Genomic DNA, 25,887 nt, shown 5'->3' with positions numbered 1-25,887 from the left:
AGCGGACAGCTGTCATCTGGCCGTCAGCGGTGCTGCGGACAACGCCTCAGTGTGCGCTCCCCTGATTCGGCCACCCAGCCGGATACGCCGACGAACCGGGGCGTCCGTCGGACGCCGATCGGCGTTCCCGGCGGGCGGACGTCACTCTCGAAGCCTTGCTTGCCGACTGCGGCGACACCATGGAAGGAACCACCATGACCGACGGACAGCGCCTCTCCGGCCAGAATGAACCCGACCACACCGCGGTGCGCGTCGCCCTGTGGCGTGCCCTTCACGTCCAGGCTGACGCCCCGCCCCACGTGCTCGACGACGAGATCGGGCTCAAGCTCGCCGACCCGGGGCCGGACTGGCGTGACCGCGGCGACATGACCATGCCGGGCGTCAGCGGCGTCCGCGCGGCCATGGTCGCCCGCGCCCGCTTCGTCGAGGACCTCGTCGCCGAACGCGCCGACGCCGGCCTGGCGCAGTACGTCATCCTCGGTGCGGGCCTGGACACCTTCGCCCAGCGGCGCCCCGAACTCGGCTCCCGCCTCAGCGTCTTCGAGGTCGACCAGCCGGGTACGCAGGCGTGGAAGCGGCAGCGCCTCGCCGAGCTCGGCTACGACCTCCCGTCCTGGCTGACCCTGGTGCCCGTCGACTTCGAGGCCGGCGACTCGTGGCGGGAGCGGCTGACCGCCGCCGGGTTCGACCCGCGGAAGCCGACGGTCGTCGCGTCGACCGGAGTCAGCATGTACCTCACGCACGAAGCCAACACCGCGACGCTGCGCCAGGCCGCCACGCTCGCACCCGGCTCCGTGTTCGCCACGACCTTCCTGCTGCCGCTCGACATGCTCGAACCGGACCAGCGGCAGCTCCAGGAATTCTCGATGCGCGGCGCCGCCGCCTCGGGCACCCCGTTCGTCAACCTGTACTCGCCTGACGAGATGCGGCAAGCGGCCCTGGAAGCGGGGTTCACGAAGGCCACGCACATATCCCCCGACGACCTGGCCGCTCGGTACTTCTCCGGTCGTCACGACGGCCTGCGCCCGCCCAGGGCCGAACAAATCCTCCTTGCCGAGGTGTAGGCGGCAGACGACGCGACACCGCGGCACCGGCGGGAGGGCCCCCTCGGCCGTCACATGAACAGAAGACGCGCTTGGCATGGGGCTCCGACGTTCCCACCGGACGCTCCCTAGACCAGCGGCTCACTCAGGTCGATGGAGCGCAGCGCCGCTGCCAGTGCTTGTTCATCGCCGACGTCGAGGGCCGTGTCGGTCAGCTTGATGACGTGTTCGTCGCCGTGCGCCAGAGCCCGCTCGATGACCTCTTCGGCGGTGAAGGTGCCCGGTGGGGTGTAGGCGACCGGGGCGTGGGGCGCGTACATCGCGGTCACCGCGGCGGATGCCGTCCAGGCGGCCCGCAGGCTTGGTACCCACAGGTCGTGCGGGAGCGCGGGCAGGGCGCGCAGTACGGCGTTGGGGGCCGTGGCCGCGTGCACCAGCATGGTCTCCTCGCCGTGGCCGTGGGTGGCGTACCGGTGCGTGGCCGCCCGCACCAGTTCGGTGAGGCAGCGCCGGGCCTCCTGCGGGTCCGTGACCGCGGCCGCCCACACCGGCAGGCCCGTGACGCGGTCAAGCCGGGTGGGGAAGCCGCCGTCCCGTACGGCAATGGGCGTCACCGCGTCCAGGGTCGCGGCCGCGCTGTCGGCGCCGGGCAGCGAGGCAAGGCCCGCGAGGGGGTGGTAGCGGGCAGCCCAGTAACCGAGGCCGTGGGCGAGCTCGGTCAGACGCGGTTCGGTGCCATCACCGGCCAGCAGAGTGCGCACGGCGTGACCCACCCGGATCACCGGGTGCGTCGATCCGCCGTACATGCCAGGCAGGAGCCGGGGCCACCACTCGGCGAGCACATCGCGCCAGCGGCGCTCGGCGATCTCGCGGCCGAAATAGCCGATCCAGTCCGCGACGCGACGTGAATCGCCGAGCGCCAAGCGCCAGTTGGCGTCCGTGACCGGCTCGACAGCGGCCGGGAAATCCTCAAGCTTGCGTGTGTACAGGTCCAGCCACCGGTGCACCGAGCCGGCCTGGCCGTGCGCGGAGAGGGCCTCGACGGCCATCGGCGCGTGATTGGTGAGCCGCCCAAGCCGCTCCGGCCCCGAACCGTGCAATCGCTGGAGCGCCTCGTCGAGAATGCCCGTCGTATCCATGACGAGGACCGTAGGCGAGGCGCCACGGCTGCGTAACGGGCTGAAGGCCTAGGGCCGGACCTAGGGCCTGACAGGATCTCCGCCGACTGGTTACTCGTCCAGGACCGCAGCCGACGGCGGTACCTCGAGGACGAAGAACAGGAAGCAGGGTTTGGTCGAAAGGGCATGGAAGTCGTCGGGGAACAGCTCGCGGGCGGCCGGATCGGGCTGCGGCTCGCTGATGGTGGCAAGGCGGAAGCCGGCGGTGGTGAAGGCATCGGTCATCGCGTGCAACGGCTTGCGCCAGAACCTCATCGGGAAGGCCCGCCCGTTGAACGTCCACTCGAAGGTATAGCTGGTGGTCGCGGAGTAGTCGGGCCGCGGATCCTGGATCGTGTAGGCCACGAAAGGGTGGTCCACCGAGGCGATCAGCCGGCCGCCGGGCCTGAGCACTCGCCGTATCCCGGCCAGTGTCGGCCCCCAGTCCTCCAGGTAGTGCAGCACCAGCGACGCGACCACGTCGTCGAACGCACCGTCGGCGAACGGCAGGGGGTCGCTCAGGTCGGCCATGTGCAGGGCCGCGTCGGCACCGAGCCGCCGCCTGGCCAACGCCAGCATCCCGGCGCTGGCGTCGATGCCGGTGACGTCGGCACCGCGGTCGCGTAGTGCGGCGGCCAGAGGGCCCGAGCCGCAGCCGGCGTCCAGGATCCGGCGGCCGGCCACGTCTCCGGCGAGGGCTAGCATCGCGGGCCGCTCGTAGTACGCGTTCACGAGATTGTTCTCGTTCTCCGCCGCGTACGCCTCGGCGAAACCGTCGTAGTCATTGGCCCGGGCCGCATCTGCGGGCTGGGCGAGAGTCTCGGGCATATCGGCTACGCGTTTCATCGCCGCAGCCTAGTCCGCACGTACGCGACGAGATCCTGCCGGGCATCGGGCGAGTACAGGCGCGGCTCCCCGGCCACCGCGCCTGGCCCCCAACAGGCCGCTCGCTCAGCTGGCCGGACGACAGCGAGCCCTGCCTCGACGATCGCGGCCGGTCACGCCGGCTCCAGCTCTTCGCGGAACCCTTGACGCCACGACGGGAACTGCGGCTCCCAACCCAGCTCCCGCCTGGCCTTGGCGTTGGAGAAGCCACGCCCCTGGGTCATCATGCCGACCACCATCTCGCCGGCCAGCAGCCGGGCCAGCCACGCGGGGAGCCGCCGCGGCGGTTTGGCCCCGGCGCATTCCGCGAGGTAGGGGAGCCACTGGCTGACCGGTGCCGGGTCGTCATCGACGATGTTGAACACACCTGTGGCCTTCTGCTCCACGGCCAGGACGGTGGCGCTCGCCGCGTCGTCGACATGCACCCACGAGGTGTAGCCGGTGCCGCCCCCGACGAGCGGGAACATCCGCTTGCGCACCATCGCGACCTGATCGTCGTTGGCGCCCGGCCCGTAGAATCCGCCGTAGCGCAGGACCGCGCCGCCGGCCCGGACGACCGCGTCCTCAAGGTGGCTGACCGCCTTCGTCCCCTCCACCACCTCCAGCGGGTCGTCCTCGGTCTTCACCCATCCACCCTCGCGGATGCCATTGAAGCTGGCGTGGCTCTGCGCGACGACGTGAAGAACGCCGGTCGCCTCGGCAGCGGCCAGCAGATGGTCGATCCCCTCGGTGCGGAGCCGGTTGGTGGTGGCGAAGAAGCGGGCCGCCTTCCTCGGATTGGGCTTGCCGGCGTGCGCCTCGGACAGGCCCGTCATCTGATGCACGATCACCTCCGGCCGGGCCCCGGCCACCGCCTCACCGACCGACACCGCGTCCAGCCCGTCCATCACGACCGCTTCGGCACCCAGCTGCGTCAGCAGATCCAACTTGGCCGGAGTCGTCGTCGTGGCCGTCACCTGGTGGCCCCGAGCCACCAGCTGCAGCACCAGCCGCCGCCCCAGGACCCCGCTCCCACCTGCCACGAACACCCGCATGACCATCACCTTCCCTATCCCGAACCTGTCTTTCGAGACCTGAGACGAGACAGCCCGGCCGCCTGTGACATGGGAGCGAAGACACAGATGGGAGAGGGCGAGGGACGCTGGCCGGCCCTCTCGCCGGAGCCGACGTTCTTGCGCCCCACCAGGTCGGGCGATCCAGGCTTCAGCGCGCGAGCTAGCCCATGACCAGCGCAGTAAGCATCAGGAGCCAGACTGCCTGGAAGACGGCCGCACCGTACAGGCGCCTCCACACAAGCAACGCCCCGATCACCCCGACGACGATCAACGTCCACGCCAGATCCGATACTCGTGGCTCGTACGTCTCGTTGTCGTAGGAGGCCGCCCACTGGCCCAACCCGATGTCCGCGATGACATAGCCGACGATCACCGCGTTGAGGGGGAGCAGCGCGAGCACCGCGACGGTGTTCTTCAACTTCATGACGGTCATCCTCGCCCCCAGCGACTGCCTGCGCCTGAGTAGCCGTACCCAGGACATTTCCGTCTCACGGTGGCGGATGGCGCGCCGACCAGCGCCTACGAACACAGGTGACCGCCCGGCTTCGTCTTGAGGGCGGCGCCTACCCGTACGTCAGCCCGCGCCCGGCCCCGGCCAATACCGTCCTTGACTTCAACCAAACTTGAGCTCTTACGGTCTCTCCATCGCCGCCGGAACCAGCCGACGGCAACCCTCAAGGAGGCCGGCCATGACCGGACGCACCGCCGACACCGTCACCCCCGACCGCTACCGCTACGCCGTGATCCCGCACATCATGGTCGACGACGCCGCCGCGGCGATCGACTTCTACCAGCGGGCTTTCGGCGCCCGCGAGGACTTCCGGATCGACGCCCCGGGCGGCGGCATCCTGCACGCGGAGATCAGCATCGGCCACTCGGTCCTGATGCTGGGCGACCCGGGCACGGACGCCCCGGAAGCAGCCCCCTTCACCGCACCCGCCGCACTCGGCGGCACGAGCGTCGCCTTGCACGTCTACGTCCCAGACGTCGACGCCCTGGCCGAGCGCGCACAGGCCGCCGGTGCCGAGATCCTGCAGCCACCGACCGACATGTTCCACGGCGACCGCACGCTCGTCCTCAAAGACCCCTCAGGCCACCTGTGGATCTTCCTCACCCACATGGAAGACGTCTCGGCACAGGAGCTCCAGCGCCGCCTGGCGACCGCCTGACCACGCAGCGGCGACAGTCCACGAATGACCGGCAAAGCCTGGCGGCCGGCGAAGGATAGGGCCCGACGCCGTCGATGGGCCGCCTCTGGAAGACGAGGCCGCCATGCGCACGGGGCACCACACTCGGGCCCGAACCAGTCCTACTCGCCGACCGGGGTTTCGCCGCGAATCGATACTGTCGCACCCGTCGTGCGCGCTGTACGCGAGCAGCTCCCCCCTCAACTCGCCTGAGCGCCGCTCTCTGCCTCGACCTCGCCGAGGCGCTGGCCACCCTGGCCGGGTCCTGGACGTCCAGGGCCGTGGGCGGCTGCTGCACGTCCACGGTCGGCCTTGACTTCAACCGCACTTGAGCTTCTAGGGTCGGCTGCATGATCTTCACTGAGAGGGAGCGCGAGTACCTCGCCGCCCAGCCACTGGCCCGACTGGCCACCATCGGCCCTGATGGCCGTCCGCAGGTCCGCCCGGTGGGCTTCCGACTGAACGACGACGGCACCATCGACATCGGCGGGCCCGACATGGCCCGCAGCCAGAAGTACCGCAACGCGCAGGCCCGCCCCGATGTCTCCGTGCTGGTCGATGACCTGGCTCCGGCCGATGACCCGGTCGCGGGCGGGTGGGGGCGCGGGGTCGAGATCAGGGGGCGGGCCGAGGTGCTGACCGTCGACGTGCCGCCCGTGGCTCCCGACTACTTCAGCCGTGACATCATCCGCGTCCGCCCCCGGAGGGTCATCACCTGGAACCTGGAGGCGCGGGGGACCGACGCCCGCAGCGTCGGGTGACGTGGGGCCGATGCGTCGGCTCAGTCCCGCGGACGGTAAGCGGTCGATGACTGAGCGTGATCGCCCGGACAAGTCCTAGCCAGGTGGGGACCGGTCATATTGGCGTTGCGCGATCTTCGCGTCAGACGGTTGCTGTTGCGGAGGGTGGCTTTGTCGCTGGTGTTGTTCCACACGTACCAGGAGCGGTCCCAGTACAGGTGTCCGGCGCTGGTGGTGCCCTTTCCGGTGTGGACCTTCACCGTCTTGCCGGCGCCGATGCGGTAGGAGGGGAAGGTGTAGGTGTAGCCGGTGTTGTCGCGCAGGGTGTGGCCCTTGAGCTGGACCGCGTAGCTCTTGCTGTTCTTGGTCTGCACGTACTCGGCGTTCAGCGAGGTGTTGCTGCCGGTGTCGCTGCCGGGGCTGTCGTAGTAGATCTTGTACAGGTGGATGGAGCCGGCGGCCTCGGCCTGCGCGGGTATGAGCACCAGGCCGGCGGTAGCGGCGATGGCGGCAGCGCGGGCGGCGGTACTACTTCCGCGGCGGCCTGTACCTGACGTTCCGGCCCCCGCCGACGGCACACATCGCGTGGGCGCTCGGGGATGACGAGCACCGCGCGGTGCTGTGATGAGGCTCCCCGAAAACGGCCACGCGGTACTACGGAGTGGCCTCAGAGCGGCTCGGCTTGAGTCCCCATGTGCTGGCCGTGGTGGTGGCGCTGGCGGCGCCGGAGCGAGGCCCGAGTGAACCTGCGGCGTGTCTGGGGCGGCCGGTGTCGATGTGAGCGAGGGCGTGGAGCAGATGACGCAGTGGAGGAGCGGGCGGTCCCGGCGGTACGGCCAGCGATGTGGTGAGGACAGGGCCGGCCAGCGGACGCAGGGCCACCCGTGGGACCGGCGGCAGGCCCGCCACTTCGTAGAAGACTGTCCAGGAAGGTGGACTCGTCCCGATCGCGGTGAGCGTCTCCTGGAAGCCGGTGAACGGCGGTCCCAGGAGTGGTTCGCCCCCGGCCGCACGAAGAGCATCGGTGATCAGATCGTGGAATGGTGGATTGTTCTCCCGCGGCGCGAGCCGCAGCGGTAGGTTCGCCAGCTGTTCCAGGTGCAGGGCCGGCTCGGTTGCCAGTTCATGGTCGTCGGGCAGGGCCACGTACAGCGGATCACTCCACACAGGCAGGAGTTCCAGGTCCGGCGTGGCATGAAGGGCCCGTACAAGGGCGGCATCCAGCTCGCCGGAACGTACCGCGGCCAGCCGCTCGGGGAGGGGCAGGCGGCGCAGTCGGACGTGGAGCTGAGGGGCTGAGGCCGCCAGCTCGTCCAACAGGCGGTAGATCCGGTCTCCGGGACCCTGTACGGTGCCGAGCCGCAGAAGGCCGCCGTCCCCGGACACGATGTCGGCGGCCACCTGCCGGGTGCGGTCGACGGCCGCGAGGACGGCGCGCGCCTCAGGCAACAGCCGCTCGCCGGCACCGGACAGTTGCACACGGCGGGTGGAGCGTTCAAACAGGGACACCCCGAGTTCGCGTTCCAGGCGGCGGATCTGCTGGCTCACCGCCGATTGGACGATGCTGAGCCGTCCGGCGGCACGGCCGAAGCCGCCCTCCTCGGCGACGGCCACGAAGTACTGCAGCTGCCGCACTTCCATGTGTCCTCCGATTGATCACGATCGGTGATTTCTGTGGGCGATAACTGCTTCTGGTTCGCAGCTTCTTCCCCGGCTGGAATGGAACCCGGCCTCAGAGATTCGGGAGACAGGAGCCAATGAAGATGATTCGGGATGTCGGCGACACCGTAGATGCACTGATCGTGCGGTCTGAGGAAGCCGAGCACATACCTTTGCCGCATGGCGGAGGCTTCCGGTTGCTGGCCGACGCCAGCGCAACCGGCGGCGCACTGGGCGCGAACCGCCTGACCCTCGGCGAGGGCGCCGACGGTGCCAGGCCGCACTATCACGCTCTGTCGTCAGAGCTGTTCTACGTACTCCACGGCACGGTGGAGTTCTTCCTCGACGATGAGATGACATCCGTGGGGCCAGGTTCGCTGGTCGTCGTCCCGCCCAGAATGCCGCACGCCTTCGGCGCCGCTCCCGGTTCCACCGCCGACCTGCTCGCGGTGCTGACACCAGGCATCGACCGATTCGGCTACTTCCGCGCTCTGGGACGTATTCAGCACGGCCTGGACTCCTTTGACAGCCTCAATGCCGAGCAGGACCGCTATGACGTGCATTTCCTCGACGTCTCGGCCTGGCAGTCAGCACGGACCGGCTGACGCCCCCGTGCGGTCGCGGCGGTGTGGGCGCGGGTGCGGCCGATGGTCGACATAGCGCCGGCGGCCGTCGACGTCGTCGCCGTGTGCACGGGCTCGTCAGTACACCCGCCCAGCTGGCTCTGTGTCTCAGCGTGGGAGTCATTTCGGCACAACTGCGCGGTAAGTGCCAAGAGTTGTGGGTGGGGCGGCCAAAGCATCTGTCGGATAAGTGAGTAGCCTGCCCCCATGGTTGCGGGCGAGGGAACCGAGCACACGGGTAACAATCTTGAGGACCAGGGCTGGGGTGCGACGCGTGCTTGGGTGGAGAAGGGGCTCACCGAGGCAGAACGCATCGAGGACGTCGTGCGGTTGCGCGGCGGCTGGACGTCGGAAATGCGTCGTCTGGACATCTGCGGGCCGAGCGGTCGACGGTCGCTGGTCCTGCGGTCTTTCGTCAAGCCCTTCTACGTTGGCCACGCGGAGGGCCTGCTGACCCGCGAGGCAGCCGTTCTGCGCCTGCTCGGCAGCACGGATGTGCCCGCGGCCAGGCTGGTGGCCGTGGACCCGACAGCACAGTACTGCGACCATCCGTCCTTGCTGATGTCCCTGCTGCCTGGGACCGTGCGCCTGGGCGATGAGGGCGCCGACCGGCGTGCCGAACTGCTGGCCCACCAGTTGCTGCGCATCCACCGGCTGCCAGTGACCGCAGAGGCACGGCCTCGCACCTATCAGGCGTGGACCTCTCCCGAGCAGGTGAGCCCGCCCGAAGACACCGAGCGGCCTGAGCTGTGGCAACGGGCCGTGGACGTGATCCGCCGCGAGCCCCCGGACTACCGGGCCTGCTTCCTGCACCGGGACTTCCATCCCGGCAATGTCCTCTTCACCGGCAAGGGCGACGGGTTCCGGATCAGCGGCGTCGTCGACTGGGTAGAGACCTCGTGGGGACCGGCCGACCTGGACGTGGCCCATTGCTCGACAGCCCTCGCCCTGCTGCATGGGGTTTCCACGGGCATGCAGTTCGCCGACCTCTACGTTGCGGCGGGAGGGACGCTGACCGAAGATCACGCTTCTCATCTCTACTGGCGTCTGCTGGACGCCTTGGCCTTCGCTCCGGACGCGGAGAAGGTCGCCGTTCCATGGCGCGAGGTGGGCCGTGCCAATCTGACCCCCACCGTGCTGACCAGGCGGCTGGAGGGATACCTCCAGGCGCTTTTCGCACGCTACGCCTGAAGCCGGATCGGTTGCCTGCGGCAAAGAGCATGCGCGGGCCAGTCATGGCAGCCAGTTGTTCGAAACGCGCAGGACCTCCAGGAGTATCCGACCGAGGGCCTCCAGGGCGAAGGAGTCTGCGTGCAACTCCTCGGCCTGGTCGTGTTCAGAAGCAGCGGGCGCAGCTCCGGTCCGACTTCCTTCACGACCACGCAGACGGTGTCGACATCGCGGGCCTGCACGGCACGGGTGTAAGCGAACGCGTCGGAGACGTCGTCCGGGTGCATCGGGGCGGGCGGCTCAGTGGCGGTGGTGGGGTCTTGGGCATGACGGACTCCTTGCTGTCTGCTGGCCGGGCGCCTGCTGTGTCACGGCCGGGAGCCCTACGGTGCGGGACCCGCCCTGTGGATAAAGGCCGCGCTCAGGGCAGGGAGCGCTGCTCGTGTTCTCCCAGCATTGATATGCCTGGAGAAGCGTCCCGGCCCCGCGCACACGCCGCGCCGGCGAAGGCCGGGGCGGAGGTCCGCGGCGATGTCCTCCTCACCCTCGCCCGGCTGCCGGGGACTCGAAGGCGAGCGTGATGCTCGGACGATCGTTGGATTCGAAGCAGAAGACCACGATCCGGCGGTCCGGCCCCGTGTCGAGGCGGTCCACGGGGCGCCATCCCGCCGGCGGCGCTTCCCGGCCGTAGTACTCCAGCACCTCCTCACGAGTCCCGTCGTATGAGTACAGCCGCTCCGCGATCAGACAGGCGTCCCCGCTGTCCTCGGCGCAGTGGGCCTGGGCCGCTGGCTCACCATCGAGGAGCGTAGCCCGCTCGGGGCGCAGTTCGAGCGCCGGCAGTCCTCAGTGTCGTCCCGGCGAACAGAACCACGAGCAGCATCCGCAGACCCGGCCATGTCCATGGCGGAAGTATGTCCTGTTCCCTGCCCGGCCGACCGGCCGGGCAGGTCCTCATCGTGGGGAGGGCACCCGGGCGGCCACAGTCACCTACAGGCCAGGATGAGCACACCCACTCGGGTGACGCACCGTCAGAGACGGTGAAGGCCACGGACGGTGCGGGTCCCGTCCTGGCCAGCAGCGAGATCCGGATGTGACAGTCGATCACCGTTCGCGATCACGGCCCGATCAGCCAGAGTGCCCCATCCTCAACCCACACTAGCCCCGCGGCCTGCGACTTCAGGATGGAAACAGCTCAGCGTCGATCAGCAGTTTCGCGGCCACCATCGCCCCGTCGGTGCGGATCGTGCCCGCCACGGTCTTCGCCCGGCTGCCGGTCTCTGTGTCCAGGGCTGTCTTGAGCGCGGCTGACAGGGACTCGGTAGTCGGCACCGGGCCGTCGTGGGCTACGCCGATGCCCAGCTCGGCCACCCGGCCGGCCCAGTACGGCTGATCCGCCAATTGGGGCACGACGACCTGGGGTGCGCCGGCCCGAGCGGCCGTCGTCGTCGTACCCGCACCGCCATGGTGTACGACGGCGGCCACTCGTCCGAACAGCTGCTGGTGGTTGACCTCGCTGACGGCGCAGCAGTCGTCTCGGTCGTCGATGAGGCCCAGATCCGCCCAGCCGCGCCCGACGAGGACCCGGCGGCCCTGCGCGCGGACCGCCTCGATGGCCGCCTGGGCGGCGTCCTCACCTCCGCGTACGGCCATGCTGCCGAAGCCCACGTACACGGGCGGCGAGCCCGCCTCCAGGAAGGCCACCAGTTCCGCCGGGAGTGGCCGGTCGTCGGGCAGCACCCAGGCGCCGGTCTGTACGACGTCGAGGTCGGGTGTCTCCTGCCACGGGTCCAGCGCCGGGTCCGTCGCCAGCCACGGCCGGTCGCCGAAGGCGTAGTCGCGGACATTGTCCACCGGGGGCAGGCCGATCGACGCCCGGCTGGTGTTGAGCGCCTCGCCGAACAGTGCGTTGATGCTCTGGGCGTCCAGGTCCCACAGTGCCCGGTTGTCGGTCACCTCCGGTGGGAACGGCCGGCCCGGGTACGCCAGCGGCGGGCGGTGCGGCGAGGGCAGGGTCAGCTGCTGGAAGATTACGGACACGCAGCCGATGCCCAGCTTCTCGGCCACCGACCGCGCCCCGGCGATGGCCGGCATCGCCCCCGTAGCCACTATCAGGTCACACCCCTCGGCCGCTGCGGGTATCACCTGCAGCTGGCTGGCGATCAATTCCGCAGCGCGTTGGGGCAGGTTGGCCCTCGACGGGGGCGGCGCCGCAGTCATCAGCGTGCGTGCTGACTGCCCGACGCCCACCGTGGACACGCCGACCCCGGCCAGCCGCTCCGCGAAGTCTTCGTCCGGCGGCGCGCACACCCGCACCTCCGCGCCGAGTTCCCGCAACCGCACTGCGAGCCCCACCAGCGGTTCGACGTCCCCACGGGACCCATACGTTGACAGCAGCACACGCATTTTCGTTGGTCTTCTCTTTCCGTGGCTTCTTGGTCAGGCCGGCCATCCTGGGCCGGCGTGGAGCCCGGGTGACGGCCTCGGTGGAGGCCGTCACCCGGTAGCGGCGTCCGATCTCGGTGCCGGGGGGAGGGGTGCGCCCACATGGACGCTCTCGTTCCTCGCCCCACCACCACCGACCGCTCACCCTATTTCGATCACGCCTGGGCGGGCGGGGCGGGGAGCGTGGCGAGTTCGCCCAGGACGCGGGCCGCCGGCGCGGGGTCGACCAGCCACTTCAGATGGCTGCCCGCCAGAGTGTGGACGTCGTACGGGTTGTCGGGCGTCAGCTCGTTGCCCTCACGGATCAGGCGGTCCTGTATGGCGAGCGGCAGGCTCGTGTCGTCGGCCAGGCGGATGTAGGTCTTGGGGATGCGGCCCCAGGTCGTGGCCTGTGCCCGGTCGGCGGAGCCGCCGGCGTCCAGGTTCTCGTCGGGCTGGAAGGTGTTGAGGAAGGTGAGGAACTGCTCGTCGGTGCCGTCGGCGAAGAGGGCCGCCTTGAGTGCCGCGAGCGCGTCTGGGGCGGCGGTGCGGAAGTTGACGCGGAGCAGGCCGAGTTCGGCGGGGTTTCCGGCCAGTGCCGCGGCGAAGGCGGCGGGGTTGACCGTGGCCATTTCCGGCTCGGCGTAGTAACCGCCCACGTCGAGGTGGACCGGGGCCCAGGCCGAGACGTAGACGAGGCGGTCGATCAGGTCCGGGCGCGCGTTGGCGGCGGCCGTGACCGTGGCACCGCCGCGGCTGTGGGCGACGAGGATCACGGGGCCGTTCTGCTTGGCCCGTTCGAGGACCCCAATCAGGTGTGCGACGTTGTCGGCGAGGGTGACGCCCTTGATCGAGCCGGGGGCGCTCGCGAGACCCGCGGGGTCCTGCGGTGCCTGATAGGCGTGGGTGAAGGTCGCCTGGAACCCGTGGCCGGGCAGGTCGACGGCGACCGAGCGGTGTCCGAGGAGGCCGAGTTCGGCTTGAAGGGGCGCGAAGGAGAAGGAGTTCGCGAAGGCTCCGTGCACGAGTACGAAGGTGGGTTGCATCTGTTTCTTCACTTTCCGGCCGCCGCGGTGCGGCGGCTATGGCGGGACCCCTGGGTGCGGGGGACATCTAGGGTGCGCGGGGTTGCCGGCGGCCTACGCGATCACTGCGAGGTCCGGCGCAGCACCAGGCAGACGAAGCCGAAGCTGTCCCGGTACCCGTGCAGCCACTGCGAACGCCGGGTGTTGGCCGTTTCCAGCACCTGCGCGGCGGCCGGATCGGCAGGGTGGTCCAGAGCCCAGGAGGCGAGCGAGCCCCAACAGGCCCACTCGTAGTCGTCGCGCTCCCGGCGGGTGCTGACGTGGCCGTGGACAGGGGTCCAGCCGTCGGCGACGACGAGGTCCACCGTGCTCGCCAGGTCGGCGAGGTCGCCGAACGCCTCGATGGCCTCCGGGGAAGGAGGGCGTTCCCAGAAGGATTCACCGATCAGGACGCGGCCTGCGGGTGCCAGGTGCTCGCGGGCTGCCGCAAGGGTCGGCAGCAGACCGCCGAAGGCATGCGTGGCGCCGACGCTGAGCACCAGGTCGAACGGCTCTGAAGAGACGAAGTCCGCTGCCTCCCGCTGGTGGAGGACCAGGCGCTCGTCGACTCCGAGTGCGCGCGCTGCCTGGCGAGCCTGTGCCAGGGCGACTTCGGAGACGTCGACGCCCTCGGCGTGCAGGTGCGGGCGGGTCGCCAGGGCGCGCAGGAGCCATTCCGCTGTGCCGCATCCGAGGTCGAGGACTCGCTCGTCGCCTCGTGGCAGGCCGTGTTCGAGCAGTCGGCTGACCGAGTCGTCGTCGAGCGGAGACTTGATCGGGTGGTCGGCGTGGGCGATCTCGGAAATCTGTTCGCGGTTCATCGGCGCGGCGTGCTCGAGTCGAGGAGCAGCTTCGCGGCCACCGCCGTACCGTCGGTGCGGATGGTGCCGGCGACGGCCTGCGCTCGTGCTGCCGTCTCGGGGGTCAGGGCCGTGCTGAGGGCGGCCGTCAGGGATTCGAGGGTCGGGGTCGGGCCGTCGTGTGCCGCGCCGATGCCGAGTTCGGCCACGCGGGCGGCCCAGTGCGGCTGGTCCACGAACTGGGGTACCACCACCTGGGGTGCACCGGCCCGGGCGGCGGTCGTCGTGGTGCCCGCGCCGCCGTGGTGCACGACTGCCGCGACCCGGCGGAACAGCGCCTGGTGGTTGACGTCGCCGACGGCGAAACAGTCTTCCGCATCGTCGACCAGGGCCAGGTCGGCCCAGCCGCGGGAGACGAGCACGCGGCGGCCCTGCGCGCGGGCAGCCTCGACGGTGATCCGGGCGATGTCGCTGGCCGTGCTCATGGGCATGCTGCCGAAGCCGACGTACACCGGCGGCGTGCCGGCGTCCAGGAACGTCTCCAGATCTGCGGGCAGGGGGCGTTCGTCGGGCAGGATCCACGCGCCGGTCTGCAGGACGTCGAGGTTCGTGAGCTTCTCCCACGGCCCGAGGACCGGGTCTGCCGCCAGCCACGGACGGTCGCCGAAGACGTGGTCGCGGACGTTGTCCACAGGCGCGAGGCCGATCGCCGCGCGGTGGGCGTTGAGGGGCTGGAGGTAAAGGGCGTTGACCTTCTGGGCGTCCAGGTCCCACAGGGCCTGGTTGTCGGTCATGCCGGGCGGGGGCGGCGGGCCCGGCCGCCCGGACGGCAGGTAGTGCGCGGAGGGCATCTCGAACGGGTGGAAGCCGACGTACACGTAGCGGATGCCCAGCTTCTCGGCGACCGAGCGGGCGCCGGCCGGCATCAGACCGCTCGCCACCAGCACGTCGCAGTCCTTGGCCGCCTTGCCGACCGTCTCGAAGTGCCCGGCGACCAGCTCGGCCGCGAACGCGGCCGCGTCCGAGGGCGGCGCTCCCGTCCGCAGCGCGCGCACGTCCCGCCCGAACGGCACATGTTCCGCGCCGACACTGGCCAGCAGTTCCGCGAACTCCTCGTCCGGAGGTGCGCACACGCGCACCTGGGCGCCGAGTTCCCGCAACGTCGCCGCCAGTCCGGCCAGCGGCGCGATGTCTCCGCGCGATCCGTACGCCATCAACAGCACACGCATGTCGTGTTTCTCATTCCTCGTGGATGCCGGCCTCAGCCGGTGATTTTGCGCGGGAGGGTTCCGGTCGTTGCCGAAACTTCCCAGGGAGCAGGGGTCCGGTTCGTTCGCGGCAGTCGCGGTCATCGTGCCCAGGGCAGTTCGCGGGTGCCCTCGGTGCCGGGAACGGAAGCGACCCCGTCGGAGCGCATCGCGACGTGGGCCTCGGCCCGTTCCGGGGCGTGGATCCGACGGACGAGGCCGGGCGGGAGGATCAGGCTCTGCCCGGCCAGGACCTTGTGGGTGTGGCCGTCGCAGGTTACTTCCAGGGCGCCCGCGGTGACCGTCCAGACCTGCTCACGGCTGATGGAGTGCTCGGGACCCGTGGCCCCGGCTTCCATCGTGACCGTCCAGGTGCTGAGTTCGGCGCTGCCGCGGCTGGGCGCCGCCAGGCCGGTCATGGTGGCGTTCGGTGACACGATGACGCTCTCCGCAGTGGGGGTGATTACGTGCGGGGCGGTGGCCTCGGCCGGATTGGCGGGGCGGTCGGGGACGGCCCACTCGACGAGCTGGACGACGACCCCGTTGGGGTCGGTCATCTGGAACAGGCGCTCGCCCCACGGCTCCTCGCGCAGCGGCATGGTGATGGGGGCTCCGGCCGCACGCAGCCGTGCCTCCTCGGCGTCGAGGTCGGTGACCGTGAGAGCGAGGATCAGGCCGCCCGCCTCCCGGTCCCGCTGCTCGTTGGGCAGGACCTCGGTGCCCTTGCGGAGCAGGACGATGTCGACGGCGGTGTCCTCACGGGTCAGGGAGGCGAAGCCGTCGTCGGCCATGGCCACTTCGTAGCCGAGGTGGGTGCACAGGAAGTCACGGGAGGCGTCGACGTCGGCGACGGTCAGGGACAGGGTGGAGGTGGAAACGTTCACGGCAGCTCCTTGGCCGGTGTGCGATGGGTGGACGAGCCGGGGTGTCGGTCGCTCTCAGCTCGTGGGCACGTCGAGCTGGAACTCGCGGGTGCGCCGGTAGGAGCGGAAGCCCAGGCGATGGTTGACGGCCAGCATGTGGACGTTGTCGTCGGCGTTGTCCGTCTCGATCTCGACGACGCCGGGGTGCTCGGCGCGCAGCCGTCGCGCCATGGCGGCCTTGACCCACAAACCGAGGCCGTGGCCGCGGTGCGCGGGCACGACCGCCGTGTCGTACTGCTGGGCACGCGGCCCGGAGCCCCCAGGGAGCACGATCTCGGTGTAGCCGGCCATGGTGCCGTCGTCGTGGACGGCGGCGGTCGTCAGCAGGGTGTCGCCGCGGTCGGCGACCACCTTGGCCATGGCGCGCACGCGGTCGGCGTCCCACGCCACGCTGCCGTAGTCCAGGTCTCCGACGGGCATGTCGTTCATCGCGTTCTTGGCCGCGGCGAACGCGTCGGCGAGCCCGTCGGGAACCGTCCCGGTCCAATCGGTCAGACCGTAGCCGTGGTGCTCAGCGTCGGCGACCCGCGACAATTCGGCCACGTCCAGCTCGTCCAGGCGCAGCATGAGGTGATCCAAGGTGAGCGCTTGGCGGAAGCCGTGGCGCTCGCTGAACGCCTCGCCCGGGCCGTCGGCCGCGGCTGTCGCGACGAGGCTGCGTCGGCTCTCTGCGCGGCAGGCCGCCACGACCGCCGACAGCAGGAGGGATCCGGTTCCCAGGCGCCGGTGGGCGGGATCGACGTGGAGTTCCAGTTCGGCCAGGTGCTGCTGGCCCGGTTCGGTGAACAGCCGCAGGCAGGCAACTCCGACGGGGGCCCCGTCCGCCGAGGTGGCGAGCCAGGTCAGCCGACTGCTGCCGAGGGAGGTCTGGGTGAGCTGGGCCTGGATCTGTCCGGGGTCGGGGACAGGTACTCCCGGCAGGTCGTGGGCCGTCGAAGCGGCGACGACCTGGTGCCACGTGGCGGCCTCGGTGTCCGAGACGCGCTGGAGCGGAGTGACGTGTACAGATGGGGACACTGTGATGGCTTTCGTGGTCGAAGGCGAAGGCGGTCGGGCGATGGACCAGGGGGCGGGCGGTGAAGGCGCGTCAGGCCGTGGTGCCTGGACTCCAGCGGTCGAGAGCGGCGTAGGCCGGGATCCACCGGGCGGTGCAGGCGGCGTACGCGTGCGCGGGCAGCTGGGCGAGGAGCCTCGTCGCGGTCGGCTCGTCGGCCCCGTCCAGGAGCCACGGCAGCAGAACTGGCGCGTTCTTGCCGATGTGCCGGGCGTGGACCTGGCTGAAATGGGCCCACTGTTCGGCGGTCAGCGTCCGCCGGATCAGCGGGAAGGCCGTGTCCTCCTCATGCCGGAGGTGTCCGGCCAGGCCGAGGGTCAGCGCGTCGGTGAGCTGGCCCAGCCGCAACGGGTCCGCTCCGGGTTCGGTCAGTAACTCGTCGATGGCCTGGACCACCGCGGCGATGGCGGCGTGCTCTGCTTCCATCACCTCCAACCGGCCCAGGTCCTTCGGACGGCCGGCCAGATTCAGCCGCAGCGACGGCCACAGCGCGTCGTCCCCGGCCGCGTGGTGCGCGCGGAGGGCCTGCTTGAGCAGTGTCCATCCGGCGGCGGTGGCGAGTACGCGCACAGGGTCACGGTCCGCGGCGGTGGTGACCCGGTCGAGCTGCACCAGTTCCCGGCGCAGGGCGCCATGCATCGCGTACATCACGGTCAGGTCGAGGGCGTCGCTCATCGGGCCGGACGGATGCGGCGTTCTTCACGGTTCTTCATGCGTGCATGCATGCCTCAAACGATCTTGCGATCCGTGCATATGATCAAGCCACACTTTCGCGCGGTTCGATTACCGCTGGGTTATCGATCGACATGGGGGCGTGGGCCGGTGGAGCTGCGGGACATCGAGATCTTCCTCGTACTGGCGGAAGAGCTGCATTTCGGCCGGGCCGCACAGCGGCTGCACGTCTCCCAGGGCCGCGTCAGCCAGGCCATCAAGAAGCAGGAGCGGCGCATCGGCGCCGAACTGTTCGCCCGCACCAGCCGCTCGGTCAGCCTGACCGAGGTCGGCCGGCAGTTCCGCGACGACCTGCAACCGGTCTACGCGGGCCTGCACGAATCCCTGGAGCGCGCCCAGCTGGCGGCGCGCGGCATCACCGCACAGCTCCGCGTCAGCCTGATGCCCTTCAACATCGCCGATCTGCACCCCTACTGGAAGGCGTTCCGCGCGCGCCACCCGCAATGGGGCCTCCAGATCCGCCAGGCAACCTTCACCGATCCGTTCGGCCAGCTCCGCAGCGGCGCCATGGACGTCATGGTCGCCTGGCTGCCCGTGGAAGAGCCGGACTTCACCGTCGGGCCCGCCCTGTGCACCGACCCGCGGGTCCTTGCCGTGGCCGCCGACCACCGGCTCGCGGCACGGGACTCCGTACCCGTGGAGCTGCTCGCCGAGTTCCCGCACGCTACCGCCCTCGGCCTGCCGGATTACTGGGAGGACAGCTACCTGCCCTTCTCCACCCCACGCGGCCGTTCGATCGAGCGCATCACGGCCGCGGCGTCGGACAACGCCGATCAGTTGATCAGCCATGTCGGCATGGGCGACATCATCCACACCTTCCCCGGCCATGTCACCAGGTACTGGGGTATGTCGAACATCCGATTCCTCCCGGTCCCCGAGATGGCCACCTTGACCTTCGCTCTGGTCTGGCGGACCGAAGCCGAGAACGACCTCATCCGCGCCCTGGCCGACACGGTGCGCGACCTGGGTGTATTCCACTTCTGACGCAGCCTGCCGGCTCCACCACGTCGTAGGCGCCGCAGCTTGGCGGATCGTTCACCAGGCCCGCGACCTCTTTACCGAGGGCGAGCCGGACTGCGGCGTCCGTGGCAGGCCACGGCGACGCGGATGCGGTCGACACGAGCGCCGAGGCGCCCGCTAGGGCCCCTCCAGGACGGCGCGCGCACTGCTCGGCTCCGGCTTGACGGAACGCGCCGCCCCTGGCTCGTCCGCGCGTGTTTACTCCTCCTCGATGCCCAGCAGCTCCAGGAAGGCCGCGGCAGCCGGGGTACGGCTCTCCCGGCCCCAGATCACGTACTCGGCGCGGGCCGGTGCGTCCGTGACCTCGATCGTGGCAAACCCGGCCAGGCCCGCGACGTACGCGGGCGGGAGCAGGGCCACGCCGAGGCCCGCGCCGACCAGACGGGCCAGGTAGTCCGCGTTGGTCACCTCGAAGGCGACATGGCGGGTGAGGCCGGCAGCGGTGAAGGCCAGGTCGGACTGGGCCCGGCCGGCGGTCTTCGCCGGAAGGTCCACGAACACTTCCGAGGACAGCCGGCGCAGGCCGACCGAGGTCTCGCCGGCGAGCGGGTGGTCCGGGGAGACCACGGCGACCAGCCGCTCCCGGGCCAGCTCCCGGGCCATGACGCCCCGGGGGCGGGCCGTGACCGGGATGCCGAGGAAGGCCACCTCGATCTCGCCCTGCCTGACCCGCTCGACGAGTTCGTCACTCGCTCCCACACTGAGGCTGATCCGGGCCTTCGGATGACGCCGGTGGAAGTCCTTGAGGACGTTGGGAATGTCCACGGCGGCGACGGTGGGGATCAGCCCCACCGCGAGGCGTCCGCGAACCTCCCCGACGACCGCCGCGACTTCGGCGGCGGCCCGCTCCGCCGCGTCCAGGCACTGGCGGGCCGCGGGCAGGAAGGCAGCGCCCGCCGGGGTCAACCGGACCCGGCGGCTGGTGCGTTCGAAGAGCCGCGCGCCCAGTTCCTTCTCCAGGCGCGCGATCTGGTGGCTGAGCGCGGACTGGACCACCAGGCAGCGCTGGGCAGCCCTCGTGAAGCTGTTCGTCTCGGCCACGGCGATCACGTACCGCATCTGCTGGAGCTCCATAGATCCATCGTGATACGAGATACATCACGTGACAAGCATGTGTTGGACTCATCGATACCCCCGGTCCGACACTGGTCACAACGCACACGGCAGGAACGTCCTCGGGCCAACTCCACCGGGCGGCCCTCGATTCGAGGGCCCTCCGGCATGACCGAGAGCCGCGCTTCCGCCGCCCCCTCCCCTGCCTCCCGCACCTGGGCGCACACCGCCGAGGCATGCCCTGGCGCGCCCTTGCGCCCGTAACACCGAAAGGACGAGCGACTGCCATGATCACGCCACCGCGCACCGAGACGACCATCGCCGACATCTGGGTGGACCCCCGCTGCCCCTGGGCATGGATCACCTCACGCTGGATGCTGGAGGTGGAACAGGTCCGGCCGCTGGAGACCCGCTTCCACATCATGAGCCTGTCGGTCCTCAACGAGGGCCGCGAGGTCCCGGAGAAGTACCGCCAGGGCATGATCGACGGCTGGGCCTGCGTGCGCGTGTGCGTCGCGGCACAGCAGCGGTACGGCAACGAGGTGCTGCGCCCCCTCTACAACGCCATGGGCCGCCTGATCCACCACGAGAAGGCCGGGCTCGGCCACGACATGATCCGCGCAGCCCTGGAGGAGGCGGGCCTGCCCGCCGACCTGATAGAGGCCGCGGAGGACACCTCCTGGGACGAGCCGCTGCGGGCCGAGCACCACGAGGGGATGGACCCGGTCGGTTCCGAGGTCGGCACCCCCGTGATCCACGTGCCCGGCCCCGACGGGAAGGCGCTGGCGTTCTTCGGGCCCGTGCTCACCCCCGCTCCCCGTGGCGAGGCCGCCGGAACGCTCTGGGACGGCGTGCTCGCCGTGGCGAGCACCGACGGCTTCTTCGAGTTGAAGCGTGGTCGCGACCGCGACCCGATCTTCGACTGAGCCGGCCGGACGGACGTCGGGAACCACAGCAATTCCCCAGGGATTTGAGGCAAGATGAAGAGCACACAGAATGGACTTGCGGCGGCCCTGACGGGCCTGGCTCCGGCCGTCTGGGGCAGCACCTACCTGATCACCACCGAGTTGCTGCCACCGGACCGGCCGCTCCTGGCGACCACCATGCGGGCCCTGCCCGGCGGCCTGTTCCTGCTGGCCCTCGGCCGGAAGCTTCCTGTCGGCGTCTGGTGGTGGCGCGCGCTGGTGCTGGGCGTGCTGAACATCGGCGCCTTCAACTTCCTGCTCTTCGTCGCGGCCTACCGGCTTCCGGGCGGCATCGCCGCCATGATCATGTCGGCACAGCCCATGTTCGTCGTGATCCTCGCCGCCCTCTTCCTCGGTGACAGGACCAGAGCCGTCCACGCCCTGGCCTGCGTGATGGGCACCGGGGGCGTGGTGCTGCTCGTCTTCAAGGGAGCGGCGTCGCTCGACACCATCGGAGTGCTCGCCGCAGTCGGCGGAGCCCTGTGCATGGCCTCGGGCATCACCCTGACCAAACGGTGGGGCCGGCCGGAGGGCGTCAGCCTGCTCACGTTCACCGGGTGGCAACTCACCGCGGGCGGCTTGGTCCTGCTGTCCTTCTGGCTGTCGCTGGAAGACCTGCCCGACGACGGCCTCACCGGCTCCAACGTCATCGGGTTCGCCTACCTCATCATCTTCGGCGCGATCCTGAGCTACATCGTCTGGTTCCGCGGCATCGAGCGCCTGCCTGCCGTGGCGGTCTCCTTCCTCGCGCTGGGCAGCCCGGTCGTGGCGACCCTGCTGGGCTACCTCGTCAAGGACCAGACGCTGTCCGCCCTCCAGATCGTCGGCATGGCCGTCATCTTCCTCGCGGTCGTGCTCGGCCAGCCGCGCCCACCCGAACCGAAGCCCGAGGAGACCCCCTCGGCTCCGCCCCGTACCACCGACTCGCACCTTCCCGACCACCCCGCTCTGGAACAGGAACGCAGCGGATAACGGCGGGCGCACCTCCCCACGCCATGACCTCCCCTTTCAACCCAGAAGCCATGAGGCATGCGGGTACCACGCCTGACCACATCCCGGAGAGATGACATGACCATTCAAGAAGAGGCAAGCAATCCCGTCGCTGCACAGAAGCAGGTGTCCCCGGCCCGGGGATGGCTGGGTGTGGGTGCCATCACCGCCAGTCTGTTCGTCTTCCTCACCACCGAACTGATGCCGATCGGCCTGCTCACTCCGCTCAGCGAGAGCCTCCACGTCTCCGTAGGCGCGGCCGGTCTCATGGTCACGGCGCAGGGTGTCGCGGCCGGTCTCGGCGTGCCGTTCATCGTGGCATGGACCCGGCGCGTCAACCGGCGCCGGCTCCTGACCACGCTGCTGGCCGTCCTGGCAGTCGGCAACCTGATCACCTCGATCGCCCCGAACTACCCGCTGATCCTGGGCACCCGCCTGATTATGGGCTTCGCCAGCGGCGTCTTCTGGGCCATCGGCGTCAGCATGGCCATGCGCATCGTCCCCGAGAAGCACGCCAACCGGGCCGCCGCCGTCGTGATGTCCGGCATCTCAATCGCCACCGTCGTCGGCATCCCGCTCGGCACCCTGGTGGAGAACGCCAGCGACTGGCGCGCCACGTTCCTCATCTGGGCCGGCCTCAGCGCCCTGGTATTCCTCGCCGTCGCCTTCACGGTCCCGGCGCTGCCGTCGGCCAACGCGGTCTCGGTCCGCGAGGTCTTCGGACTGCCCGCCAAGAACGGACCGTTGCGAGTGGTCCTGGTCATGGTCGTCCTCTTCGTCCTCGGCCACTTCGGCGCCTACACCTTCGTCCGCCCCTACCTGGAGCAAAGCGCCTCCGCCACCGCCAGCTTCCTCACCGTCCTCCTCATCGTCTTCGGCATCGGCGGCGCGATCGGCAACTTCATCGGCGGCCAGACCGTCAACAAGAGCCTGCGGGGCAGCTTCATCGTGGGCGGCCTGATCCTGGTCGCCGCACTCGTCATGCTGCTGACCATCGGCACGAACGACATCGGCGTGATCGCCGCCATGATCCTTTGGGGCCTCGCCTTCGGTGTCGTCCAGCTCAGCCAGATCAACATGACGCTGGCGACGGCTCCCGAGACCTTCGAGGCCGCGATGTCGCTCAACACCATGGCCTACAACACCTGCATCGCCCTGGGCGCCCTCATCGGCGGCCTGTTCGCCGACCACGTGGGCGTCTCCAGCGTCATCTGGTTCGGCATCGTCCTGGTGGCTCTCGCCGTGATCCTCCACGCCCTCACCGGCCGCCGGACCACACCCACGAGCTGACCCCTCCCGACCGCCGAAGGGTGACCCCGGGTTCTGCCCCCGCACTGAGGGAGGGCCCGGGGAGCAGACGTCGCGCACGCCCCCACTCATCCGCCGTGGTCCCTCCGTGGACCGGCACTCACGGAAGACCACGCACAGCCCCATGACGACCCCCACGCGCTGCCGGCCCGGCACATCCCCGGCGCGGCCTCCGTCTTTGACGAGGCGGCAATCCATGCCTTGCTGCACCGCCGGACTGCGGCGTCCGTGCAAGGCCACGGCGACGCGGGGGCGGTCGACATGCCCGGCGAGGCCCGCTACGGCCCCTCCAGGACGGCGCGTCCGTCCAATGCCGCGCACTCTCCTACCCGCCGGTGACCGTGATCAGCTCTGTCGTTGATTGGCACGGTCCTTTCTTCTCGGGCGGCCCAGGTAGGACTTGGCGGGGCGGAGAGGAACACCGTTCTTGAGCAGCGCCAGACGCACGGTGGCAAGGCTCGTTCCTTCCCGGTCCGCGATGTCCTGCAGGGACAGATGGTCCTGTTCGTACCAGGTCCGCCACTGATCGAGGCGGGTGGCGGTGTGCTGGGTACGGCGGAACCGGGGCGGGCTCCAGTCGGTCTGGTCGTGCATCCGGCCGGGCCGTACGCCCCCGGGGACAGCAGCATCCGGCCCTGTCCGTCGCTGAACGTGGTGGTCTTGATCGTGTTCCGCTTCCGCTTGCCAGAGACGAAGGCACGGCGTCCGGGGCGGCCCGTCTGTGGGCGCCTGACCTGCGTCTCAGCTCCGTCGAGCCGCAGTTCGACGGCCTCGGCCCCGGCGTAGGCGAAGACGTCGGCCAGCGTTCGCAGTCGTACCCCGGGCCGGTCGGGCACCGCGAAGCCGCGTGCCGCGAGCAGCGGGCGGACCTGCCGGATCGCCGCCGAGGCGGTTGAGCGGTCGATATCGAAGAGTTCGGCCAGGGCCGCGTGCGGTAGTTGATGGCGCAGGTGTACCAGCGTGAGAAGCAGCCTGTCGTAAAGAACCAGCTTCGGCTTGCGTGCTGCCCCGGCCGCCCGCTTGCGTTCACCACCCCGCGCCACGCGCAGCGTGGACTGTCGGGCCGCCTCTCACGGGTCGGCGAGTTCGGCGAACAACTCGCCCAAGTGTGCGCGGGAGACACCGGACAGAGCAGGATGGGAGCAGGCCGTGCGGGCCCAGGTCAGCTTCACAACTCACCTGACCCACGCGGCCGTTCTCACGTCACTGCTGACCGGCCCCGCCAGCACTTCCCCCAGGTCGCAGGCCAATGGGGTAGTCGTAGCGAATGAACCCCTTGAAGCTCGCCACCTTGTCGTACAGTGCGCGGGCGGCGATGTTGTCCTCCTGAGTGGTCCAGTAGAAGCGGGACGCCCCCTGCTCCCGCGATGCATCGGCCACCTTCTCGATCAGCATCCGCGCCACGCCTCGGCCGCGTGCAGCCTCGTCGACGAAGAGGTCCTGGAGGTAGCAGCTGTCTTCCATCCAGAACGTCGGGTGGAACAGGTAGTGCGCGATGCCGACCAGCTGCCCTTGCGACCAAGCGCCGATGCCGTGGAACTCGGTGCCGCCCCATAGCCGCTGCCAAGTCTGCTCGTAGCCCTCGTCCGGCACCCTGGTGCGGTAGAACGCCTTGTAACCACGCGCCAGCGCTTCCCAGGCGGCGCGGTCCTCCTCGCGCAACGAACCAATGGTGATCATGACTGCCTATCCTCACTCGCGAGCCTCAGCTGATCTGCCGATCTGCGGGACACGGTCCCGGAGCCGCCCTGGCGGGCCGTACCGTCGCCCGTACGCCTGCGTAGCGCCACCAGTAGGCTGAGCACGTCATACGGACGCGCCGCGACCGGGTGAGCCCCGGCACGGACACCGGCGCGTGCACCCCACTTGGCGTGCACTCCCAGCGTTCCCGCGGCGTTGGCACAGTCGAGGTCCACTTCAGCGTCACCCACATAGGCAGCTGCCTCGGCCGGAACCCCGAGCTGCCGCAGTGCCAGCAACAACCCGTCCGGCGCCGGCTTGGGCCTGCCGACTTCGTCGCCTGCGATGACCACGCCAAATCGCGCGTCGATTCCGGCGGCAGCGAGCATGCTCGAAGCCACTCGCCGGGTAGCCGCCGTGAATACGCCCAGCCGCATGCCCGCATCGGCGACTTCGTCGAGCAGGGCCGGTATGCCGGGGAACGGCCGCAGCTCGGCGACGGCCGGATCCAGGTAAGCGTGGAACCGCTCGACCTCGGCGGGGCCACAGGTGCGGCCGAGGAAGTGTGCGAGAACCAGCTCTGTGCGGCCGACATGCCAGCCGGCGACCACTTCATCCGGCGAGACCGGCGGGCCGCCGAGCGAGCGAATCGCGTCGGCGTACGCACGGGACACCGCGGGGACGCTATCCAAAAGCGTCCCATCCATATCGAACACAACTGCACGCATGACTCACGATCCTGCCTATGTTGTCGCGTTCGATGCCAGGGCCACTTCCTCAACACTGGCTACATGTAGCGAGCTCTATATCGCGGCAGGCCAGCATGTCCGGACCTCAATTTCCCCCGGGGTCGTTAGTCCGGGAAAGAGCCAGCGACCTTAGGGAACTCCTTGCCCGAGCCACTCCGGGACCGCGGCCGCGAGGTCGACGTCGAACACCCCCATGTCCATCTGCCGCGCGTCCTCAACACGCCCCTCAGTCCCCGCACCGCCGACACCGTGGTGGCGAGCGCCTTTTCCCGTCGCCAGTCTGGATCGAGGCCTGGTGAGCAGGTGCGCGCGAAGTGGCCCGCCTCGCAGTTGTTGTCTCTGGACGTGCTGCGTGAGGC

The 25,887-nt window shown here is 69.9% G+C and carries 26 protein-coding genes and 1 pseudogene; 9 read left to right on the top strand and 18 right to left on the bottom strand.

All coding sequences use genetic code 11. From position 1 onward, the window contains the following. Positions 1–194 precede the first annotated feature (194 nt). The gene (locus AC4BDD_RS00625; protein WP_490688958.1) at positions 195–1,064 is read left to right on the top strand and encodes a class I SAM-dependent methyltransferase; all 870 of its coding nucleotides are present in this window, start codon (positions 195–197) and stop codon (positions 1,062–1,064) included. 107 nt (positions 1,065–1,171) lie between these two features. Here the strand turns inward: AC4BDD_RS00625 and AC4BDD_RS00620 are convergent, their stop codons facing one another. The 4 genes from AC4BDD_RS00620 to AC4BDD_RS00605 form a co-directional block, all read right to left on the bottom strand. Continuing rightward, complete coding sequence (locus AC4BDD_RS00620; RefSeq protein ID WP_490688957.1) at positions 1,172–2,182, bottom strand: questin oxidase family protein; 1,011 nt, start codon at positions 2,180–2,182, stop codon at positions 1,172–1,174. Between the two features lie 90 nt (positions 2,183–2,272). Then, positions 2,273–3,046 (bottom strand): class I SAM-dependent DNA methyltransferase, encoded by a 774-nt coding sequence (locus AC4BDD_RS00615; RefSeq protein ID WP_490688956.1) that lies wholly within the window; start codon positions 3,044–3,046, stop codon positions 2,273–2,275. 152 nt (positions 3,047–3,198) lie between these two features. After that, positions 3,199–4,119 (bottom strand): NAD-dependent epimerase/dehydratase family protein, encoded by a 921-nt coding sequence (locus tag AC4BDD_RS00610; RefSeq protein WP_490688955.1) that lies wholly within the window; start codon positions 4,117–4,119, stop codon positions 3,199–3,201. Positions 4,120–4,300: 181 nt separating this feature from the next. Next, the gene (locus AC4BDD_RS00605) at positions 4,301–4,564 is read right to left on the bottom strand and encodes a hypothetical protein (RefSeq protein WP_490688954.1); all 264 of its coding nucleotides are present in this window, start codon (positions 4,562–4,564) and stop codon (positions 4,301–4,303) included. A gap of 265 nt (positions 4,565–4,829) precedes the next feature. Between AC4BDD_RS00605 and AC4BDD_RS00600 the strand changes: the two genes are divergently transcribed. After that, the gene (locus tag AC4BDD_RS00600; protein WP_490688953.1) at positions 4,830–5,309 is read left to right on the top strand and encodes a VOC family protein; all 480 of its coding nucleotides are present in this window, start codon (positions 4,830–4,832) and stop codon (positions 5,307–5,309) included. 368 nt (positions 5,310–5,677) lie between these two features. Further along, a complete protein-coding gene (locus AC4BDD_RS00595; RefSeq protein ID WP_490688952.1) occupies positions 5,678–6,088 on the top strand; it encodes a PPOX class F420-dependent oxidoreductase in 411 nt (136 codons plus the stop codon). Between the two features lie 20 nt (positions 6,089–6,108). On the opposite strand, the gene AC4BDD_RS00590 is transcribed toward AC4BDD_RS00595, so the two are convergent. Both AC4BDD_RS00590 and AC4BDD_RS00585 read right to left on the bottom strand, forming a co-directional pair. After that, a complete protein-coding gene (locus tag AC4BDD_RS00590) occupies positions 6,109–6,552 on the bottom strand; it encodes a lamin tail domain-containing protein (RefSeq protein WP_490688951.1) in 444 nt (147 codons plus the stop codon). A 169-nt stretch (positions 6,553–6,721) separates the two neighbouring features. Then, positions 6,722–7,708, bottom strand: a complete 987-nt coding sequence (locus tag AC4BDD_RS00585) for a LysR family transcriptional regulator (RefSeq protein WP_490688950.1) — start codon at positions 7,706–7,708, stop codon at positions 6,722–6,724. A 116-nt stretch (positions 7,709–7,824) separates the two neighbouring features. Here AC4BDD_RS00585 and AC4BDD_RS00580 point away from each other — a divergent pair, with 116 nt between their 5' ends. Beyond that, positions 7,825–8,331, top strand: a complete 507-nt coding sequence (locus AC4BDD_RS00580) for a cupin domain-containing protein (RefSeq protein WP_490688949.1) — start codon at positions 7,825–7,827, stop codon at positions 8,329–8,331. Positions 8,332–8,556: 225 nt separating this feature from the next. Continuing rightward, positions 8,557–9,540 carry a phosphotransferase family protein gene (locus AC4BDD_RS00575; RefSeq protein ID WP_490688948.1) on the top strand — a complete coding sequence of 328 codons (984 nt, stop codon included), beginning with the start codon at positions 8,557–8,559 and terminating at the stop codon, positions 9,538–9,540. A 1,158-nt stretch (positions 9,541–10,698) separates the two neighbouring features. Here the strand turns inward: AC4BDD_RS00575 and AC4BDD_RS00570 are convergent. The 7 genes from AC4BDD_RS00570 to AC4BDD_RS00540 all read right to left on the bottom strand — a co-directional run bounded on the left by AC4BDD_RS00570 (position 10,699) and on the right by AC4BDD_RS00540 (position 17,706). Next, on the bottom strand, positions 10,699–11,925 hold the full coding sequence (locus AC4BDD_RS00570) for a glycosyltransferase (protein WP_490688947.1): 1,227 nt from the start codon (positions 11,923–11,925) through the stop codon (positions 10,699–10,701). Between the two features lie 194 nt (positions 11,926–12,119). Next, positions 12,120–12,989 (bottom strand): alpha/beta fold hydrolase, encoded by an 870-nt coding sequence (locus AC4BDD_RS00565; protein ID WP_490688946.1) that lies wholly within the window; start codon positions 12,987–12,989, stop codon positions 12,120–12,122. 101 nt (positions 12,990–13,090) lie between these two features. Beyond that, positions 13,091–13,828, bottom strand: coding sequence for an SAM-dependent methyltransferase (locus AC4BDD_RS00560; RefSeq protein ID WP_490688945.1), 738 nt, complete (start codon positions 13,826–13,828; stop codon positions 13,091–13,093). After that, on the bottom strand, positions 13,825–15,036 hold the full coding sequence (locus tag AC4BDD_RS00555; RefSeq protein WP_490688944.1) for a glycosyltransferase: 1,212 nt from the start codon (positions 15,034–15,036) through the stop codon (positions 13,825–13,827). Before AC4BDD_RS00555 ends, AC4BDD_RS00560 begins: the two co-directional genes overlap by 4 nt. Before the next feature lie 119 nt (positions 15,037–15,155). Then, positions 15,156–15,938, bottom strand: coding sequence for a VOC family protein (locus AC4BDD_RS00550; protein WP_490688943.1), 783 nt, complete (start codon positions 15,936–15,938; stop codon positions 15,156–15,158). 54 nt (positions 15,939–15,992) lie between these two features. Continuing rightward, positions 15,993–16,994 (bottom strand): GNAT family N-acetyltransferase, encoded by a 1,002-nt coding sequence (locus tag AC4BDD_RS00545; protein WP_490688942.1) that lies wholly within the window; start codon positions 16,992–16,994, stop codon positions 15,993–15,995. Positions 16,995–17,064: 70 nt separating this feature from the next. After that, a complete protein-coding gene (locus tag AC4BDD_RS00540; RefSeq protein WP_490688941.1) occupies positions 17,065–17,706 on the bottom strand; it encodes a hemerythrin domain-containing protein in 642 nt (213 codons plus the stop codon). Between the two features lie 147 nt (positions 17,707–17,853). Here AC4BDD_RS00540 and AC4BDD_RS00535 point away from each other — a divergent pair, with 147 nt between their 5' ends. Then, on the top strand, positions 17,854–18,747 hold the full coding sequence (locus AC4BDD_RS00535; RefSeq protein WP_490688940.1) for a LysR family transcriptional regulator: 894 nt from the start codon (positions 17,854–17,856) through the stop codon (positions 18,745–18,747). Between the two features lie 234 nt (positions 18,748–18,981). Here the strand turns inward: AC4BDD_RS00535 and AC4BDD_RS00530 are convergent, their stop codons facing one another. Further along, positions 18,982–19,857 carry a LysR family transcriptional regulator gene (locus tag AC4BDD_RS00530; protein WP_490688939.1) on the bottom strand — a complete coding sequence of 292 codons (876 nt, stop codon included), beginning with the start codon at positions 19,855–19,857 and terminating at the stop codon, positions 18,982–18,984. A 266-nt stretch (positions 19,858–20,123) separates the two neighbouring features. Here AC4BDD_RS00530 and AC4BDD_RS00525 point away from each other — a divergent pair, with 266 nt between their 5' ends. The 3 genes from AC4BDD_RS00525 (at position 20,124) to AC4BDD_RS00515 (ending at position 23,081) form a co-directional block, all read left to right on the top strand. Further along, the gene (locus tag AC4BDD_RS00525) at positions 20,124–20,762 is read left to right on the top strand and encodes a mycothiol-dependent nitroreductase Rv2466c family protein (protein ID WP_490688938.1); all 639 of its coding nucleotides are present in this window, start codon (positions 20,124–20,126) and stop codon (positions 20,760–20,762) included. A 54-nt stretch (positions 20,763–20,816) separates the two neighbouring features. Continuing rightward, complete coding sequence (locus tag AC4BDD_RS00520) at positions 20,817–21,773, top strand: EamA family transporter (protein WP_490688937.1); 957 nt, start codon at positions 20,817–20,819, stop codon at positions 21,771–21,773. 96 nt (positions 21,774–21,869) lie between these two features. Further along, complete coding sequence (locus tag AC4BDD_RS00515) at positions 21,870–23,081, top strand: MFS transporter (RefSeq protein ID WP_490688936.1); 1,212 nt, start codon at positions 21,870–21,872, stop codon at positions 23,079–23,081. A 363-nt stretch (positions 23,082–23,444) separates the two neighbouring features. Here AC4BDD_RS00515 and AC4BDD_RS00510 read toward each other — a convergent pair whose 3' ends face one another. The 4 genes and pseudogenes from AC4BDD_RS00510 to AC4BDD_RS00495 form a co-directional block, all read right to left on the bottom strand. Then, complete coding sequence (locus AC4BDD_RS00510; protein ID WP_490692012.1) at positions 23,445–23,693, bottom strand: hypothetical protein; 249 nt, start codon at positions 23,691–23,693, stop codon at positions 23,445–23,447. 308 nt (positions 23,694–24,001) lie between these two features. Further along, positions 24,002–24,142, bottom strand: a pseudogene (locus AC4BDD_RS00505) (transposase family protein); the annotation flags it as partial. A gap of 160 nt (positions 24,143–24,302) precedes the next feature. Further along, positions 24,303–24,779: a GNAT family N-acetyltransferase gene (locus AC4BDD_RS00500; protein WP_490688935.1), complete on the bottom strand. Its 477-nt coding sequence runs from the start codon at positions 24,777–24,779 to the stop codon at positions 24,303–24,305. After that, the gene (locus AC4BDD_RS00495) at positions 24,776–25,507 is read right to left on the bottom strand and encodes an HAD family hydrolase (RefSeq protein ID WP_490688934.1); all 732 of its coding nucleotides are present in this window, start codon (positions 25,505–25,507) and stop codon (positions 24,776–24,778) included. Before AC4BDD_RS00495 ends, AC4BDD_RS00500 begins: the two co-directional genes overlap by 4 nt. Positions 25,508–25,887: the final 380 nt, after the last annotated feature.

This window comes from Streptomyces sp. JLBT605, assembly GCF_058215555.1.
This window is presented reverse-complemented; position numbering and strand designations above follow the sequence as displayed.

Bases quoted from the DNA above. Each gene is read 5' to 3' on its own strand.
- AC4BDD_RS00625 (WP_490688958.1), top strand. From the start codon at position 195: ATGACCGACGGACAGCGCCTCTCCGGCCAGAATGAACCCGACCACACC.
- AC4BDD_RS00620 (WP_490688957.1), bottom strand. From the start codon at position 2,182: ATGGATACGACGGGCATTCTCGACGAGGCGCTCCAGCGATTGCACGGT.
- AC4BDD_RS00615 (WP_490688956.1), bottom strand. From the start codon at position 3,046: ATGAAACGCGTAGCCGATATGCCCGAGACTCTCGCCCAGCCCGCAGAT.
- AC4BDD_RS00610 (WP_490688955.1), bottom strand. From the start codon at position 4,119: ATGCGGGTGTTCGTGGCAGGTGGGAGCGGGGTCCTGGGGCGGCGGCTG.
- AC4BDD_RS00605 (WP_490688954.1), bottom strand. From the start codon at position 4,564: ATGAAGTTGAAGAACACCGTCGCGGTGCTCGCGCTGCTCCCCCTCAAC.
- AC4BDD_RS00600 (WP_490688953.1), top strand. From the start codon at position 4,830: ATGACCGGACGCACCGCCGACACCGTCACCCCCGACCGCTACCGCTAC.
- AC4BDD_RS00595 (WP_490688952.1), top strand. From the start codon at position 5,678: ATGATCTTCACTGAGAGGGAGCGCGAGTACCTCGCCGCCCAGCCACTG.
- AC4BDD_RS00585 (WP_490688950.1), bottom strand. From the start codon at position 7,708: ATGGAAGTGCGGCAGCTGCAGTACTTCGTGGCCGTCGCCGAGGAGGGC.
- AC4BDD_RS00580 (WP_490688949.1), top strand. From the start codon at position 7,825: ATGAAGATGATTCGGGATGTCGGCGACACCGTAGATGCACTGATCGTG.
- AC4BDD_RS00575 (WP_490688948.1), top strand. From the start codon at position 8,557: ATGGTTGCGGGCGAGGGAACCGAGCACACGGGTAACAATCTTGAGGAC.
- AC4BDD_RS00570 (WP_490688947.1), bottom strand. From the start codon at position 11,925: ATGCGTGTGCTGCTGTCAACGTATGGGTCCCGTGGGGACGTCGAACCG.
- AC4BDD_RS00565 (WP_490688946.1), bottom strand. From the start codon at position 12,989: ATGCAACCCACCTTCGTACTCGTGCACGGAGCCTTCGCGAACTCCTTC.
- AC4BDD_RS00560 (WP_490688945.1), bottom strand. From the start codon at position 13,828: ATGAACCGCGAACAGATTTCCGAGATCGCCCACGCCGACCACCCGATC.
- AC4BDD_RS00555 (WP_490688944.1), bottom strand. From the start codon at position 15,036: ATGCGTGTGCTGTTGATGGCGTACGGATCGCGCGGAGACATCGCGCCG.
- AC4BDD_RS00540 (WP_490688941.1), bottom strand. From the start codon at position 17,706: ATGAGCGACGCCCTCGACCTGACCGTGATGTACGCGATGCATGGCGCC.
- AC4BDD_RS00530 (WP_490688939.1), bottom strand. From the start codon at position 19,857: ATGGAGCTCCAGCAGATGCGGTACGTGATCGCCGTGGCCGAGACGAAC.
- AC4BDD_RS00525 (WP_490688938.1), top strand. From the start codon at position 20,124: ATGATCACGCCACCGCGCACCGAGACGACCATCGCCGACATCTGGGTG.
- AC4BDD_RS00520 (WP_490688937.1), top strand. From the start codon at position 20,817: ATGAAGAGCACACAGAATGGACTTGCGGCGGCCCTGACGGGCCTGGCT.
- AC4BDD_RS00515 (WP_490688936.1), top strand. From the start codon at position 21,870: ATGACCATTCAAGAAGAGGCAAGCAATCCCGTCGCTGCACAGAAGCAG.
- AC4BDD_RS00510 (WP_490692012.1), bottom strand. From the start codon at position 23,693: ATGCACGACCAGACCGACTGGAGCCCGCCCCGGTTCCGCCGTACCCAG.
- AC4BDD_RS00500 (WP_490688935.1), bottom strand. From the start codon at position 24,779: ATGATCACCATTGGTTCGTTGCGCGAGGAGGACCGCGCCGCCTGGGAA.
- AC4BDD_RS00495 (WP_490688934.1), bottom strand. From the start codon at position 25,507: ATGCGTGCAGTTGTGTTCGATATGGATGGGACGCTTTTGGATAGCGTC.